Source organism: Roseibium sp., assembly GCF_050301095.1.
GTDB lineage: Bacteria > Pseudomonadota > Alphaproteobacteria > Rhizobiales > Stappiaceae > Roseibium.
In genome coordinates this window covers 1-15916 of sequence record NZ_JBNKYW010000010.1, presented here as the reverse complement: position 1 = coordinate 15916, position 15916 = coordinate 1, and the positions used below count along the sequence as shown (strand labels likewise).

18 protein-coding genes are annotated in these 15916 nt (G+C 60.4%); 3 read left to right on the top strand and 15 right to left on the bottom strand.

The genetic code is table 11. The features are described from left to right. From ACQY7U_RS00585 to ACQY7U_RS00575, 3 genes are all read right to left on the bottom strand, one after another. Nucleotides 1-523 (bottom strand): SMP-30/gluconolactonase/LRE family protein (locus tag ACQY7U_RS00585; protein ID WP_428640944.1); only part of this gene is annotated, 523 nt, incomplete at its 3' end. A gap of 185 nt (nt 524-708) precedes the next feature. Then, nucleotides 709-1242, bottom strand: a complete 534-nt coding sequence (locus ACQY7U_RS00580) for a hypothetical protein (RefSeq protein WP_428640942.1) — start codon at nt 1240-1242, stop codon at nt 709-711. Continuing rightward, the gene (locus ACQY7U_RS00575; protein WP_428640941.1) at nt 1243-1713 is read right to left on the bottom strand and encodes an Lrp/AsnC family transcriptional regulator; all 471 of its coding nucleotides are present in this window, start codon (nt 1711-1713) and stop codon (nt 1243-1245) included. Nucleotides 1714-1896: 183 nt separating this feature from the next. On the opposite strand from ACQY7U_RS00575, the gene ald reads away from it, so the two are divergent. Together ald and ACQY7U_RS00565 are read left to right on the top strand one after the other, a co-directional pair. Further along, a complete protein-coding gene (gene ald, locus ACQY7U_RS00570; RefSeq protein WP_428640939.1) occupies nt 1897-3036 on the top strand; it encodes an alanine dehydrogenase in 1140 nt (379 codons plus the stop codon). A gap of 161 nt (nt 3037-3197) precedes the next feature. Continuing rightward, nucleotides 3198-3536: a hypothetical protein gene (locus ACQY7U_RS00565; protein ID WP_428640937.1), complete on the top strand. Its 339-nt coding sequence runs from the start codon at nt 3198-3200 to the stop codon at nt 3534-3536. Between the two features lie 105 nt (nt 3537-3641). Here ACQY7U_RS00565 and ACQY7U_RS00560 read toward each other — a convergent pair whose 3' ends face one another. The 6 genes from ACQY7U_RS00560 to ACQY7U_RS00535 all read right to left on the bottom strand — a co-directional run bounded on the left by ACQY7U_RS00560 (nt 3642) and on the right by ACQY7U_RS00535 (nt 7686). Beyond that, complete coding sequence (locus tag ACQY7U_RS00560) at nt 3642-3914, bottom strand: hypothetical protein (RefSeq protein WP_428640935.1); 273 nt, start codon at nt 3912-3914, stop codon at nt 3642-3644. Nucleotides 3915-4052: 138 nt separating this feature from the next. Further along, a complete protein-coding gene (locus ACQY7U_RS00555) occupies nt 4053-4268 on the bottom strand; it encodes a bacteriocin (protein ID WP_428640933.1) in 216 nt (71 codons plus the stop codon). A gap of 44 nt (nt 4269-4312) precedes the next feature. After that, nucleotides 4313-4582 carry a lipoprotein gene (locus tag ACQY7U_RS00550; RefSeq protein ID WP_428640931.1) on the bottom strand — a complete coding sequence of 90 codons (270 nt, stop codon included), beginning with the start codon at nt 4580-4582 and terminating at the stop codon, nt 4313-4315. 46 nt (nt 4583-4628) lie between these two features. Continuing rightward, nucleotides 4629-4898, bottom strand: a complete 270-nt coding sequence (locus ACQY7U_RS00545; protein ID WP_428640929.1) for a bacteriocin — start codon at nt 4896-4898, stop codon at nt 4629-4631. A 236-nt stretch (nt 4899-5134) separates the two neighbouring features. Further along, nucleotides 5135-6757, bottom strand: coding sequence for a glucose-6-phosphate isomerase (gene pgi / locus ACQY7U_RS00540; RefSeq protein WP_428640927.1), 1623 nt, complete (start codon nt 6755-6757; stop codon nt 5135-5137). Nucleotides 6758-6897: 140 nt separating this feature from the next. Next, on the bottom strand, nt 6898-7686 hold the full coding sequence (locus tag ACQY7U_RS00535; RefSeq protein WP_428640925.1) for a delta-class carbonic anhydrase: 789 nt from the start codon (nt 7684-7686) through the stop codon (nt 6898-6900). A gap of 237 nt (nt 7687-7923) precedes the next feature. On the opposite strand from ACQY7U_RS00535, the gene ACQY7U_RS00530 reads away from it, so the two are divergent. Continuing rightward, nucleotides 7924-8541, top strand: coding sequence for a PilZ domain-containing protein (locus ACQY7U_RS00530; RefSeq protein WP_428640923.1), 618 nt, complete (start codon nt 7924-7926; stop codon nt 8539-8541). Between the two features lie 46 nt (nt 8542-8587). Here the strand turns inward: ACQY7U_RS00530 and eda are convergent, their stop codons facing one another. The 6 genes from eda to ACQY7U_RS00500 form a co-directional block, all read right to left on the bottom strand. Continuing rightward, entirely contained in the window at nt 8588-9226 is a 639-nt protein-coding gene (eda, locus tag ACQY7U_RS00525) for a bifunctional 4-hydroxy-2-oxoglutarate aldolase/2-dehydro-3-deoxy-phosphogluconate aldolase (protein WP_428640921.1), read from the bottom strand. Between the two features lie 173 nt (nt 9227-9399). Beyond that, nucleotides 9400-11220, bottom strand: a complete 1821-nt coding sequence (gene edd, locus ACQY7U_RS00520) for a phosphogluconate dehydratase (protein WP_428640919.1) — start codon at nt 11218-11220, stop codon at nt 9400-9402. A 142-nt stretch (nt 11221-11362) separates the two neighbouring features. Next, entirely contained in the window at nt 11363-12838 is a 1476-nt protein-coding gene (zwf, locus tag ACQY7U_RS00515; RefSeq protein ID WP_428640917.1) for a glucose-6-phosphate dehydrogenase, read from the bottom strand. Nucleotides 12839-12959: 121 nt separating this feature from the next. Next, a complete protein-coding gene (locus ACQY7U_RS00510; protein ID WP_428640916.1) occupies nt 12960-13907 on the bottom strand; it encodes a carbohydrate kinase family protein in 948 nt (315 codons plus the stop codon). Between the two features lie 230 nt (nt 13908-14137). Beyond that, nucleotides 14138-14935, bottom strand: coding sequence for an ATP-binding cassette domain-containing protein (locus ACQY7U_RS00505; protein WP_428640915.1), 798 nt, complete (start codon nt 14933-14935; stop codon nt 14138-14140). After that, nucleotides 14911-15916, bottom strand: a 1006-nt coding sequence (locus ACQY7U_RS00500; protein WP_428640913.1) for an ABC transporter permease, incomplete at its 5' end; no start/stop codon positions are given. The genes ACQY7U_RS00505 and ACQY7U_RS00500, both read right to left, overlap by 25 nt.

Here is a 15916-nt window from a genome sequence, read left to right as displayed (position 1 = left end):
AGGCGTAGCACTCGATCCAGCCGGGAGAGGTGTCGGAGTGATACATGTAGGCACCGTCCGGCGTCCAGGCGAGGCCGTTGGAGCACTGCAACTCGTCCCGGATTTCCGCGACTTCACCGCTGCCGTCCACCCGATATAGGCCGGCAATCGGCTCGCGCGGAGAGCTGGTGTCCATGGTGCCGACCCAGAAGGCCCCATCCGGGCCGACCTTGCCGTCGTTGAGCCGGGTCCTTGGTTCATCGGCCTGGACTTCCGCCAGAAGCTCGCTGGATCCGGTCTCCGGATCGAACAGCAGGATCTTGTCCCAAACGGCCACCACCAGCCGGTCATCTTCCGTCAGGCCGAAGGAGCCGACTTCATTGTCGAATTGCCAGGAGACGATTTCCCGGCTGTCCCAATCCATCGACTGGATAGAGCGGCCCTGAATGTCCGTCCAGAGCAGGCGGTTCTTTCTGTCATCCCAAGTCGGGCATTCGGCAAGCTGATAAGTGGTGTTGAGTAATCGGGTGATGGTATGGGCCACCGGGGCGGGTTCCTTGAAAAGCCAATCCTTTGAATGGATGCGGACTATAACGGTCGTTGGTCCGGACGTCGACTGTCTTGCAATCAGTGTCAAATTCGTCTGGTCGGTAGTGCTCCCGGAGGGCCAGTTTCCTGGTTTCTTGAGGTAGTTGATGATCGGGACTTTCCGTCGGTACAGAAATCAACTCATGGACGATAAGGAGAAAAGAAGCCGTCAGACTTAACGCTGAGACATTCTCCCCGGTATAAAAGCTCACACTCATTTGGATCTAGATTTTTAAAGAAATTTTCTAGATCTGAGATTTGGCTGTGATCAATGGCGTAGGTCGCCAGCGCAAATTTCCAAGACTTCTCGGCGGCGTAGTCAACGTGGAAGAAGATTTTGTAGCAGCGGTTAGCGACGCAATCCACGTTTGAGACCAAATAGGCCTGATTGTATTCAACAATCCAGTCTTGTTGCCAGTAACTCATTTCATGGATGTGTTCTTTAACGTAATCAAGGATATGAGCAGGCGCATCAATTTGACCAATCAGGTTCTCGGTAACTTTCTTGTAGTCTTCACTTGGTTCCAGGTAGTCCTCTGAAAGTGCCGGGGCGACTGCAATACTCAGATGTGTGAGAACTGCCAAAGCTTGATAGAGATTTTGCAATAATGTCTGCATCATAAAGCGCTTTCGCATTCTGATTGGCGCGACTAGACTTAAGAGAAACTGCGACAATTAGGTGTCTGTCTCCAGCGGAATGGCCGTGCGTTTGACGATCGGGCGGATGGCGAAGGAGGATTTCATCCTCAGAACACCGGGGAGTTGGGCCAGGTGATCCCGGTGGATGCGTTCGAAGTCGATCGGGTCCCGTGCCGACAGCCGCAGGATATAGTCGGCGTCGCCCGCCATCAGGAAACACTCCATGATTTCCCCCGAGCGGGCGACGGCTCGTTCGAAGTTTTCCAGCGTTTCCTTGGACTGGCCGGTCAGCGAGATCTCGACGAAGACATCCATGTGCCGGCCGAGCTTCTTCTGGCTCAGGAGTGCGACGTATCTTTCTATGACGCCGGCTTCCTCCAGGGCACGCATCCGGCGCAGGCAGGCGGACGGGGACAGGCCGACCTTTTCCGCGAGATCCGCATTGGCGATGCGGCCGTCGGTCTGGAGGGCGTTGAGGATTTTCTTGTCAAGGCGGTCGAGTTTCATTTTGCTGCACTGCACATACTGCCGGGTTCGAGATCATACATAGCAGAATGTTCGATATCTTGTCTATTTGGCGCAAGAAAATTGCATCGTTAGAGGTTTCGACCACGAGGAACGCAAGCACATTCGACAAAATGAGGCGTAGACTTGAAGGCAATCGATAAGACTTCCAGAGGAGTTGGAAAAATGCGCATCGGTGTGCCGAAGGAAATCAAGAACCACGAATACCGGGTCGGCCTGACCCCGGACAGCGTTGTTGAAATGGTGGCTCATGGCCACGAAGTCGTGGTGGAAACCAATGCCGGTGCCGGCATCGGGGCCAGCGACGCCGATTATGAAGCAGCAGGTGCGAAGATCCTGGCGACCGCCAAGGAAGTCTTCGACGCCGCAAACATGATCGTGAAGGTGAAGGAACCCCAGGCCGTTGAACGCGCCATGCTGCGTCCGGACCACATTCTCTTCACCTACCTGCACCTTGCTCCGGATGCGGAACAGACCGCCGACCTCGTGAAGTCCGGCGCGACCTGCATCGCTTACGAAACCGTTGTCGATGCCAAGGGCGGCCTGCCGCTGCTGGTGCCGATGTCCCAGGTTGCCGGCCGTCTGTCGGTGATCGCCGGTGCAAAGGCACTGGAAAAGGCACAGGGCGGCTCCGGCACTCTCGTCGGCGGCGTTCCGGGCGTTGAGCCGGCCAAGGTCGTCGTCATCGGCGGCGGTGTCGTCGGTTCCCACGCAATCACCATGGCGCTCGGCCTCGGTGCGGACGTTACTGTTCTCGACCGCAGCACGACTGTTCTCGGTCAGCTGTCCCAGACTTTCGGTCCGGCCCTGAAGACCGTCTATTCCACCAAAGCCGCGCTCGAAAAGCACGTTCTGGAAGCCGACATGGTGATCGGTGCCGTTCTTGTTGCCGGTGCCGCCGCACCGAAGCTGGTCTCCAGGGACCTCGTCAGCCGCATGAAGGCAGGTTCGGTTCTGGTGGACGTTGCCATCGACCAGGGCGGCTGCTTCGAGACCTCCAAGGCAACCACGCACTCCGATCCGACCTACATCATCGACGATGTGGTTCACTACTGCGTTGCCAACATGCCGGGTGCCGTGCCGAAGACCTCCACCTACGCCCTTAACAACGCAACGCTGCCGTTCGCGCTGGCACTGGCCGACAAGGGCGCCAAGAAAGCCCTGCTCGAAGACGCAAACTTCCTGCCGGGCCTCAACGTCATCGGCGGCCAGGTCACCTGTGAAGCCGTTGCAACGGCTCTCGGCTACGACTACGTCGACCCGAAGGTTGCCCTGGAGCAGGCAAAGACCAGCGCGGCCGCCTGATAAAGGGTCAGTTCGCAGAAAAGAAGAGAAAAGCCGGTCCTTGGGGCCGGCTTTTTTCATGATAGAGGCTCGCAATTTATCTTACTGAAATTGCTAATTTTTCCGATGGTAATTAGACTGAGCTTGGTTCTCGGTTTTGCTTTTATTAGAGGAATTTCGACGTGTCCTTGAAGAAACGATATGTTGCAATTGTCTTGCCTGCAATATGCAGTCTACTCATTGTATTGCATGTGGATTCAGCTCATGCTGGAAACAGATTTTATGGATGCACGGAAGTGTTCAACGCCTTCAAATCGGCAATCAATGCTCCCGACAAGCATCTGATGAAGTACGCTGCATTTGCAAAAGGTCGCGCATTTACGATTACCGGCATGAAGGGATGTGGCTGGGCGCATGGCAAGAAAACTCAAGCTGAGGCGGATCGTATTGCCATGGCGGATTGTCGAAAGAACGCAAGAAACCCGGACAAGTGTTACATAGCGCTTAGATATCAGGAATAGGTTTCAGGGGGAGGGCTGCAAGTTCCTTCCAGCGCTTTCTTGATTACACCAGTCTTTCAATCTTGATTGCGATAGGCAGGCAGCTGTCACCAATAGAGCGCTGATCTACGGGCAGCGCACCTTGTAAGGTGTGCCGTCGAGGTCACGGGCAATGCAGTTGCGTGGGGTGGTGACGACGCCGACGAGGCCGCCGCCGATGGCGCCGAGGGCCGCGCCCGCCAGGGTCGCATTGACCGTGGAGCCTGCGACCGCGCCGATGGTGGCGCCGGTTGCCGCGCCGAGACCCGCTCCGATCAGCATGCGGTCCCGTTGGCTTTCCGTGTTGACGCACCCTGCCAGCAGAAGGGCGAGGGCGGCGGCGGTCAGGATGGGTTTCATCCGGAATCCCCTGGCGAGAAAATATCCCGCCAAGGGTGAAGATTTATGGTTAACAGATTCTTACCAGGGGCCGGGTTATCCAAACCCGATGCAGCAGAGCGGGGCGTAAAGAACACCCGCCTGCTGTATCGGTTCGGGTCAGTGTGCGGTTGCCGCACCGATGGCGGCTCCGCCGGCAGCGCCGACGGCCGCACCAGCAATAACAGGAGCCGCACCGGCACCGACCGCGGCGCCGACAATGGCGCCTGTGGCGGCACCGAGGCCGCCGCCGATCAGTGCACGGTCCCTTTGCGCGGCTGAGCTGCACCCTGCAAGCAAGGCGGCCGTTGCGGCCACGAGGAGTATCTTCTTCATGTTATCCCGCCTGTGAGATCCAGTAGCGTTTACATCCGCATCGATCAGGGGCAGGCAATCCGGTAGGGATTGCCGTAGCGGTCGTATGCGACACAGTTTTTCGGTGTCGTGGCCGCGCCGACGATCGCACCGCCCGCGGCGCCGATAGCAGCACCCGCAAGGGCCGGACCGGCGCCTTTGCCGGCGGCCGCGCCGATGATGGCGCCCGTTGCCGCACCAAGACCGCCACCTACAAGGGCACGGTCCGTCTGGCTGTCGGACTGGCAACCAGCAAGAAACGCGACGGAAGCCGCAATCAGAAGAATTTTTTTCATCATGGTTTTCCTACCGGGATGAACTGCACAGGCAAATGAGACGTGATTACGGGCAGGCAACGCGGTACGGATTGCCGTAGCGGTCGTAAGCGACGCAGTTCTTCGGCGTCGTACCCGCGCCGACAATCGCGCCACCGGCACCGCCGATAGCCGCGCCAACCAGCGCTCCGCCGACGTCACCCGTTGCAGCCGCACCGATGGCTGCGCCCGTTGCAGCGCCGAGGCCACCGCCAACCAGTGCACGGTCGCGCTGGCTGTCGGACTGACATCCGGCGAGGGCAAGGCCGACTGCGGCGAGCAGAACAAGTTTCTTCATTAAGATTCTCCCTTTCAAACCGTACCAGACGGCCAATCAACGAATAAAATCACACCGAAGGTAAGCTGCTTTGCGGTTTGGAGCAATCTTTCATAGCCATAACCGACCGGCGGTGAAAAGAATCCGGAACAGACTTCTTTAGGAATGTGAAACAGATAGCTGCCGGTGAGGCAAAAATATGGCGGGAGCCTTGGCTCCCGCCGCTTTCAGTAACCGCACCCGGTCACAATCGGCAGTCAGGACTTGAGCGCGGCCAGCAGGCCTCGCGTCGAGGCATCCTTGGAATCGGCCGGAACGTCGCCCTTGACCATCGGCAGGAGGGCCGTTGCCAGCTCCTTGCCAAGCTCGACGCCCCATTGGTCAAAGGAATTGATGCCCCAAATCACGCCCTCCACAAAAACGCGATGTTCATAGAGGGCGATCAGGCGGCCGAGCGCGAAGGGAGTGAGCTTGTCATAGACAAGCGTGATCGAAGGCCGGTCACCGGGGAAAACCTTGTGTGGGGCCAATCGCTCGACCTCTTCGTCCGCCATGCCGGAAGCCGTCAGGAGGGCCTTGGCCTCGTCGAGCGTACGGCCCAGCATCAGGGCCTCGGACTGGGCCAGGCAATTGGCGACCAGCAGGTCATGATGATGCTTCAGGTCGTCTTCGTGGCCATTGGCGGCAATCAGGAATTCGCAAGGAATTACCGTCGTGCCCTGGTGCAGCAACTGGTAGAAGGCGTGCTGGCCGTTGGTGCCGGGCTCGCCCCAGACCAGCGGACCGGTTTCCTGGTCGACCGGGCTGCCGTCCAGCTTGACCCGCTTGCCGTTGGATTCCATGTCCAGCTGCTGCAGATAGGCGGGCAGGCGGGCAAGGCGCTGGTCGTAGGGTAGGACAGCGCGGGCGGAATAACCCAGAATATCCCGGTTCCAGATGCCGATCAGTGCCATCAGGACGGGCAGGTTTTTCTCAAGAGGTGCTTGCCGGAAATGGGTGTCGAGCGCATGGGCGCCTTCCAGGAAATCGGAAAAGGCATCCGGTCCGATGGCGATCATCAACGGCAGGCCAATGGCGGACCAGACCGAATAGCGGCCGCCGACCCAATCCCAGAAGCCGAAGACGCGGGCTTCATCGATGCCAAAGGCGGAAACCTTGTCGAGGGCGGTCGAGACGGCTGCAAAATGATCGCCAACGGCTTCTTCGCCAAGCGCTTCGGAGATCCATTTGCGCGCGGTCTGCGCGTTGGTCATGGTCTCGACGGTGGTGAAGGTCTTCGAGGCGACGATGATCAGCGTGGTGGCCGGGTCCAGCTTTTCCAGCGTGTCGGCGATATGAGCGCCGTCGACATTTGAGACGTAGTGCAGTTCCGGGCCGTCATGATAGGGCGCGAGCGCCAGCGTGGTCATGACCGGGCCGAGATCCGACCCGCCGATGCCGATATTGACTACGTCGGTGAATGCCTGACCGGAAGAGGAGGTGAGCTCGCCCGAGCGGACGGCTTCGGAAAAATCGGCCATGGCGTCCAGGACGGCGCGCACGTCCGGCATCACGTCCTCGCCGTCGACGAGGACCGGATCTTCGGACCGGTTGCGAAGGGCCGTGTGCAGCACTGCGCGCTTTTCCGTGCCGTTGATTTTTTCTCCGGCGAACATTGCCGCCCGCTTGCCTTCCACGTCCGCGGCCCTGGCCAGATCGAGCAGTAATGCAAGGGCGTTGGCGTCGACCCTGGTCTTGGAGAAATCGAGCAGCAGATCGTCACAGCGCGCGGAGAGGGTTTCGAACCGGGCCGGGTCCGCCGCAAAGAGATCCCGCAGCGTCGTGCCCTTCAACTCATCGGCTTTTTTGCTGAGAGAAACATAGGCTGCCTCGAGCGCCATACAACATCTCCTTAAATCGATTTAATCCGCTTGGTTCCGCGCTTTTCAGGCGCCGGGGATGAGATAGCACACCAGGGTGCCAAGGGGGAGAGGAAATTCAAAAAATTACTCTCCCCCAAGCCTTATGCGTGCGAGGGCGGTTAATTGATGGGCGCCAGCAACTCCTCGGCGGTCACGAGCGGACGGATGCCATGGGATTGGTCTTCCTTGAAGACGTTGCCGTTTTCAACCCAGGCGTTAAGTGAGTTGATGTCCAGCTTGGTGCATTGCGGCCGGACGCTCCAGGTCACCTGAAGGGGGGAGCAAACCTCCTGCGTGTAGCTTGGGCCCGTTGTCGAGCCTATGAAGGTGACCGGATCTCCCGTTCCCTCTGGAAGTGCCTTGGCCTGGTGGAGTCCGTTCCGAATGGTGCCGCCATAGCCAAAATCAAGAAAATTCGCGGCTTTCGGATCATTTACGACAAGAAAGACTTGGGTCTCCACGCGCAGTTGCGGGTTGGCACAGGCGTCGCTCAGGCAGGTTCCCAGGCCGTTGCCGGGCGTGATGTCACAGGAGGAATAAACCCAGTGGACCTCGATCGTATCGCCCGGTTTTACGCCCTTGTAGGCGTTGCCTGCCGGTTCGGCCAGTTCCTGGGGCGTGAGTTGATCCGTTTCGTTGCATTTGAACCCGCCATATTTGCCGTCCCCGGCAAACACGGAGAAACCGGGCCCTTTGTGTTCAGCGTTTGTGTGGGTGTGAATGTCGCAGAGGTTGAGTTTGTTCGCGGCGGGCGCAAACGCCACCGCGGCCGTATTCTTTCCGGCCTTGTTTGTTATGTCCCGCGGTGTCTGCGGGCCGAAACCGGTGCATAGCGCTTCGGCCTGTGCGGCGGAAATCGTGGAAAGAAGAAAGAGTGTTTGTACAGTCAATCCTTTAATGAAAGTCATTGCGGCCTCCTCAGTTGCCTGCCTGCCCGCGATTGAGGGCGCGCGCGTGGTCCGGCGCCTCCAATCGAGGGGTGCGGGTATGAAACACGCGTTTTCAAGGTTTGTCATCGTTCGTGTTGTGTTTAGGTGAACGCCTGCCGGACAGGAGCCGGGATAAGTAATCCGCCGGATAATTTTTTTGGGAACTGCTGCGTGTCATTAAGCGAAATGCAAGTATACGCAGCGTAATTTTCTGTCATGAGTGACAAGCGCAAAAAACACGGTCTGGCCCATTTGCAGGATCGCCCCGAGGCGAAAGAGGACGTCCTCGTGGTGGATTTCGACACGTTGGCCGTGATCGACGCGGTGGTTTCGAACGTCAGCCAGTGGGGCGGATGCCTGAAGTCGGATAACGCAGGTGAGCTATACAAGAACATCGGTATCCGGACGAAGGGGGCGTCCAAGCTGATCAAGGCGCATGTGACAGCGGTCAAGAGCGGCGAAGCCACCATCGTATTTGCCACGGAAGACAAGTCTGTTCTGGATAAACGGCAGGAAAGACGGGCCGACGTCAGCATCCAGGTCACGATTGCCGATACCGACGGTTTGACCGAAATCAGTGGAACCATCGTGGACGCGGGCCACAACGGTTGCAAGGTCAAGGCGAACGGACTGACGGCACTTCCGGAAGAAGTGTTGTTGACCGTCAGCAAGTTCGAGAAGCCGATCGTCGCCGAATTCGCCTGGCGCGACGAGCAGTCCGCCGGCTTGCGCCTGCTCTGGGACCGGACCTTGCAGGACGATGAAGATGCGGCGGATGCCGCCTTCGCCGCTGCCGAGTTGGAGGAAATGGCCAGCTCGGAAGCCGCTTCCTGACGCAAACGCTACCCCGCTTGCCTCTTCCCGAACAGCGGGCTCCCGGTCAGTTGTTGAGACCGGCTGCGGCCCTTGCGCGTTCTTCGATGCCGGCCCAGTCTTCCGCCGCGATCGACTTGGCATCGGCAATCCAGGAGCCGCCGACACAAAGGACGTTGGGGAGTTTCAGGTAGTCAGGCGCCTTGTCGAGGCTGACGCCACCCGTCGGGCAGAATTTGGCGGCCGCCAGCGGCGACGACAGGGATTTCAGGTAGGCCGCACCACCGGCCTGCTCCGCCGGGAAGAACTTCAGACGCCTGTAGCCGCGTTCCAGCAGATACATGACTTCGGATGCTGTCGCAGCGCCGGGCAGAAGCGGCACGCTGTGCTGATCGGCGGCATCGAGCAGTGCCTCGGTCGCCCCGGGGGATACGATGAACTGCGCTCCCGCTGACACCGCTTCGTCGTACTGTTTGCCGTCCAGAACGGTACCCGCACCCACGATGGCGCCCTGCACATGCTCGTTGACAGCGTCGATCGCTTCAAGTGCGTGGGGGGTGCGAAGCGTGATCTCGATGGCCGGAAGGCCGCCGCGCACCAGAGCTTCGGCCATCGGTACGGCCTTTTTCGGGTCCTCCACGACCAGCACCGGGATCACCGGCGCCGCGCACATCACCTTCTCGATTTTTTCAATGTCCTGGGCCATGTTCTTTTCGAAACCTCATTCTTGTCACCCCTGCGAAGGCGGGGGTCCAGTAATCGTGGCCATTGCCGTGGATCGCTCTCGACGTCAATGCGTACTGTATCCCGGCCTTTCGCTTCGCTACAGCCGGGATGACAATCCGCAACCGGCCCGGCTTTCCTTAAGATCGTCTGCTTTTATCCGCCAAACACATGCGCACCCATGTCCGGCGTGCCGACATTCGCTCGGAAGGCGGCAAAAAGATCGCGGCCGACGCCTGTCTGGTGATGGCTCAAGTCCATCTCGGCAGCGGGGCGAGCGTTCAATTCGGCTTCGTCCACCAGAACTTCCAGTTTGCCGGTGACCGCGTCCACGCGGATCATGTCGCCGTCGCGGATTTTCGCGATCGGCCCACCGGCCGCGGCTTCCGGGGTTACGTGGATGGCGGCCGGAACCTTGCCGGAGGCGCCGGACATGCGGCCGTCGGTGATGAGAGCCACCTTGTGGCCACGGTCCTGAAGGATGCCGAGGCATGGAGTCAGCTTGTGAAGCTCCGGCATGCCGCAGGCCTTCGGGCCCTGGAAACGGACGACGGCGGCGACGTCGCCGGTCAGTTCCTTGTTGTTGAAGGCGGTCAGGAACTCCTCCTGGGAATGGAAAACGCGTGCAGGGGCCTCGATGACGTGACGCTCTTTCGCGACCGCGGAAATCTTGATCACCGCCTTGCCGAAATTGCCGGTCAGCATTTTCAGACCGCCCGTCGGCTGGAACGGGGAGGAGAGCGGCGCCAGAACGGTTTCGTCGCCCGATTTCTCCGGAGCCGGCTCGCGCCGAACATTACCGTCCGCGTCGAGTTTTGCTTCCACCGTGTAACCGGAAAGATCCGAGCCGTAGACGGTCTTGACGTCCTGATGGAGATACCCGTCGGACAGAAGTTCGCGGATGAGGAAGGCAAGTCCGCCGGCGGCCTGGAAATGGTTCACATCCGCCTTTCCGTTGGGGTAGACGCGGGCCAGCAGCGGCACCACGTCGGAAAGGTCGGAAATGTCGTCCCAGGTCAGCCGGATGCCCGCGGTGGCAGCGATGGCGACCAGATGCATGGTGTGGTTGGTGGACCCGCCCGTGGCATGCAGGCCGACGACGCCGTTGACGATGGCCTTTTCGTCGATGATTTCGCCCGCTGGCGTGTATTCATTGCCGAGGGCAGAAATCGCCAGGGCGCGTTTCGCCGCTTCCCTGGTCAGCGCATCGCGCAGCGGGGTGCCCGGATTGACGAAGGACGCGCCCGGCATGTGCAGGCCCATGATCTCCATCAGCATCTGGTTGGAATTGGCGGTGCCGTAGAAAGTGCAGGTGCCGGGGGAGTGATAGGCCTTGGACTCGCTTTCAAGAAGCGCGTCCCGGCCGACCTTGCCTTCCGCGTAGAGCTGGCGGACCTTGGCCTTGTCGTCATTGGAAATGCCGGTCGTCATCGGACCGGCGGGCACGAAGACGGCGGGCAGATGCCCGAAGGAAAGGGCTGCAATCGCGAGACCCGGAACGATCTTGTCGCAGATGCCGAGGAACACGGCCGCATCGAACATCTGGTGCGACAGGCCGATGGCAGCCGCCATGGCGATCACGTCGCGGGAGAAGAGCGAGAGCTCCATGCCGTCCTGGCCCTGGGTGACCCCGTCGCACATGGCCGGAACACCGCCGGCCACCTGCGCCACGGCGCCAACATCATGGGCGGCCTTGCGGATCAGCTCCGGATAGGTCTCATAGGGCTGGTGGGCCGACAGCATGTCGTTATAGGAGGTAATGATGCCGAGGTTCGGCACAACGTCGCCGGAAAGGGCCTGTTTGTCCGACAGGCCACAGGCTGCAAATCCATGCGCAAGGTTGCCGCAGGAGAGGCGGGAGCGTTGCGGGCCTTTCTCCGCGGCCTGGCCGATCCGCTCCAGATAGGCGGAGCGGCTGTCGTGGCTGCGTTTGACGATCCGTTCGGTAACGTCGCCGATGCGATCCTGGATGGTCATGGTGTCTGGTCCTTTGCTAACCGGTTTCCGGTCTGGCTCACTTGGGTCCGGCTTCCTCGCAAATAGGGCGAATTCGCCCCATTGCAGCTTGCTAATCGATTTAAATGGCGCAATTGCACAGGACGGGTCCTGCGCAACTTTCTTACTTGCCGTCGTCTTCCGCCCAGGTGCGTCCGTCGCGCTCTACAAGGGCGATGGACGCAGAAGGCCCCCACGTTCCGGCGGTATAGCCCTTCGGGGTTTCCTTGGAGGCGGCCCAGGCGGACAGGATCGGGTCGATCCAGGCCCAGGCGGCGTCGACTTCGTCTCGGCGCATGAACAGGGTCTGGTTGCCGCGGATCACGTCCATGATCAGGCGCTCGTAAGCATCGGGATTGCGAACCTTGAAGGCTTCCGCGAAGCTCATGTCGAGTGGAACCTGGCGCAGGCGCATGCCGCCCGGGCCCGGGTCCTTGATCATGACCTGCATCTGCACGCCTTCATCCGGCTGCAAGCGGATGATCAGGCGGTTGGCGGTGATGGCTCCGGCTTCGTCGCTGAAAATCGAGTGCGGAATCGGCCGGAACTGGACCACGATTTCCGAAACTCGCTGGGCCAGACGCTTGCCGGTACGCAGGTAGAAGGGCACACCCGCCCACCGCCAGTTGGCGATCTCCGCCTTCAGCGCGACGAAGGTTTCCGTGCCGCTGCTGTCGTCGCCGAGCTCGTCCAGATAGCCGGGCACCGCGCCGCCGGCCGATGCGCCGGCCCGGTACTGGCCACGCACCGTCAGTTTGTCGGCATTGTTTTCGGTAATCGGTGCGAGCGCTTTCAGAACCTTGAGCTTTTCATCGCGAACGCTGTCCGCGTTCATGGACTCCGGCGGCTCCATCGCCACGAGGCAGAGCAGCTGAAGCATGTGGTTCTGGACCATGTCGCGCAGGGCACCGGCCGTGTCGTAGTAACCGGCGCGTCCGCCGACGCCGAGCGCTTCGGCAACCGTGATCTGCACATGATCGATATGGGCCGCGTTCCACAGCGGCTCGAAGAGGGCGTTGGCAAAGCGCAGCGCCATCAGGTTCTGCACCGTTTCCTTGCCGAGATAATGGTCGATACGGAAGACCTGATCTTCGTTGAAAACCGAGCCGACGGTGTCGTTGAGCACTTTTGCGGACGCCCCGTCCTTGCCGATCGGCTTTTCGATGACGACACGCGAGTGGTCGTTGACCGCCCCGGTCTTGCCGAGATGTTCGCAGATCGTGCCGAAGAGATCCGGCCCGACCGCCAGGTAGAAGGCGCGGATGGCATCCGGACGTTCCTCGAGAACCGCCTTCAGATCATCGAACCCCGCGCCGGAGGCAACGTCGATCTTGACGTAGCGTATGCGTTCCAGAAATTTCTTCAGGTGCTCGTCGTCCAGATCCTTGACGTGCTCCTTGAGGGCTTCTTTGGCGTAGTTCCGGTAGTCGTCGTCCGTATAGTCGCGGCGGGCGCTGCAGACGATGCGGGCTTCCGGCGGCATCTGGCCATCGGCATCCCGGTGATAAAGGGCCGGAAGAAGCTTGCGGTGTGCAAGGTCGCCGGAAGCTCCGAACACGACCAGGTCGAAATCTTCAACTTCAATGACGCGTACCGCCATAAACACATCCCTTTCAGACATCTGTCTCATCATCCGGCCGCCGAAACTACCGCGGAACATGGTTCCGGAGGCTCGATGGTTCGGCAGGTTTTTAAATCGATTTAATTCGTTTGTCAGCCCCTCATTTCAAGGCAGCCCACTCTTTTTCCAGCTCAGTCATGCGCGGCAGATCCGCTCCGCGCCGCGAACAAGTGACGGCGGCTGCCCTGACCGCGAAAGCAAGAAGGTTGTTTATGCGTGTTTCGTCAAGGCCTGACAGTCTATCACGGCCGGTGGCGCCAAGCTGTTTCAGGCCGGCAAGCAGCGCCGCCTGGAAGGTGTCGCCGGCACCGACGGTATCTTCGACGGTTACGCGAACACCCGGACAATCGATTTTCAAATCCGAAGTGTAGGCGGTCGCTCCGTTGCCGCCCCTGGTGACGACAACAAGATCCGGGCCAAGCGCCAGCCACTTGCGGACAACTTCATCGACCGGTTCGCCGGGTAAAATCAGCTCAAGGTCCTCGTCGCTGACCTTGACGACATCGGTGAGCGGCACCATGGCCTCTGTGTTCTGCCGCCAGAGCATCATGTCTGAAACGACGGTCGGGCGGATGTTGGGATCGAAGGAAATCAGCGTATGCGGTCGCTCGCGTTCGATCAGGGTTTTAAGCGCGGTTGCCACCGGATCCACCAGCGCCGTGTAGGAGCCGACGTGCAGGAAAAGGGGCGGCTCGGGAAAGTCAGGCAGGTCGTCCGTCGTCACCATGCGGTCGGCGGCGCCGGCCCCGTAGAACGTGTAGGCCGGGTGACCGTGTTCGTCCTTCTGCACAACGCTGAGCGTCGTCAGGTGATCGGTTCTCAGAATGTAGTCTTCCGAAACGCCTTCAGTGCGAAACTTCTGCACCAGCCTTTCCCCGAGCGCATCGCGTGAAATGCCGCCGAAAAAGGCAGCATCCTCTCCAAGGCGCGCGAGGCCCATGGCGACATTGAAAGGGGAACCGCCGATGCGGGCGTCGAAGGAAAGGCTGTCGCCGGAAGAGGCTTCTCCGAAGAGATCAAAAAGCGCTTCGCCGCAAATCAGAAACATATGGAGTCAGGTCTTTCATAGTTTGCAATTGTCAGCTCACGAGAGTGCGTTGTACCGAAGATCTTTCGGCTTTTTTGATCCGAAGAACAACACTTTCGTCGTCATCCTGAGGAGGGCCAACGATCCTCCTCAGGATGAGGTATCAGTTTTGGGACACGCTTCAGACCGTCTCGACTGCAAGGACAAGGACGGCCCTCAATGGCCCCTGAAGTTCTTTTCCCTTTCCATTCCTAAGCCGCCAAACTCTCCGGCGGATCCATTGCGCCGGTCATGATGGCGACGGCGTCGGACATTGAGTAGTCGGAGGGGTTGATGACGCAGGCGCGGCGGCCGAGGCGGTGGATATGGATGCGGTCGGCGACCTCGAACACATGCGGCATGTTGTGGCTGATCAGCACGATCGGCATGCCGCGCGCCTTCACGTCCTTGATCAGCTCCAGCACCCGGCGGCTTTCCTTGACGCCGAGGGCTGCCGTCGGCTCGTCCATGATGACGACCTTGGAGCCGAAGGCGGCCGCCCGGGCCACCGCCACCCCCTGGCGCTGGCCGCCCGACAGCGTTTCCACCGCCTGGTTGATGTTCTGGATGGTGAGCAAGCCCAGCTCGTTGAGCTTGTCGCGGGCGATGTCCTCCATCCGCTTGCGGTCGAGCTGGCGCAGCCACTTGCCGCGAAAGCCGGACTTCCGGATCTCGCGGCCCATGAACATGTTGTCGGTGATCGACAGGGCCGGCGACATGGCAAGGGTCTGGTAGACCGTCTCGATGCCCGCCTCCCGCGCGTCGATCGGCGAGGCGAAGCGGACGGGCCGGCCGTCCAGCAGGACCTCGCCCTCGTCCGGCAGGACCGCGCCGCTGAGGGCCTTGATCAGGGTGGACTTGCCCGCCCCGTTGTCTCCGATCACCGCCAGGATCTCGCCCGGGTAGAGTTCGAAGTCGGTATGGTCCATGGCCACCACACGGCCGTAGCGCTTGACCAGGTTGCGTGCTTGCAGGACAGGTTCCATCACACCGATACCTTTCTGATCCATTGGTCGACGGCAACCGCCGCGATGATGAGAATGCCGATCAGGAGATAGGTCCACTGGGCATCGGCCCCGAGCAGACGCAGACTGAGGGTGAACACGCCGACGATCAGGGCCCCGAACAGGGTTCCGAGGATGGAGCCGCGGCCGCCGAAGAGCGAGATGCCACCGATCACCACGGCGGTGATGGACTCGATGTTGGCGAGCTGGCCCGTCGTCGGGGAAACGGATCCGATACGGCCGATCATGGCCCAGCCGGCAAAGGCGCAGATCAGGCCGGAGAGCATGTAGACCGAGATCAGCACCTTCTTGACCTGAACGCCGGAGAGCTGTGCGGCTTCCGGATCGTCGCCGACCGCATAGACATGGCGCCCCCAGGCGGTCTGCCGCAGGGCATAGGCCAGGACCAGCACCAGCAGCACCATGAAGATGACGCCGTATGTGAAGATCGCGCCGCCGATGTTGATCTTGTTGCCGAAGAACTGCAGCAAGGGGGCGGCGTCGGCGATCTCCTGCGAACGAATGGTCTCGTTGGCCGAATAAAGGAAATTGGTGGCCAGAACGATCTGCCACATGCCGAGCGTGACGATGAAGGGCGGCAGCTTCACCACGGCAACCAGGAAGCCGTTGATGTAACCGCACAGCGTGCCGCAGATCAGGCCGCAGACGATGGCGAGCTCGGTGGGCAGTCCATAGCGGAAGGTGAACTGGCCCATGACCACGGACGACAGCACCATGATCGCGCCGACGGAGAGATCAATGCCCGCTGTCAGGATGACGAGGCTCTGGGCCGCTGCGACGATGCCGACGATCTGCACCTGCTGCAGGATCAGCGTCATGGCGAAGGGGGAGAAGAGTTTCGAGCCGAGCAGCGCGCCGAATATGATCAGCGAAAGCAAGAGAACGATCAGCGGCACCAGCGACGGTGTCTGGTGCAGCGTGTGCTGGATCTTGTGTCCGATGCCATGATGGTGTTCATCGAATGAG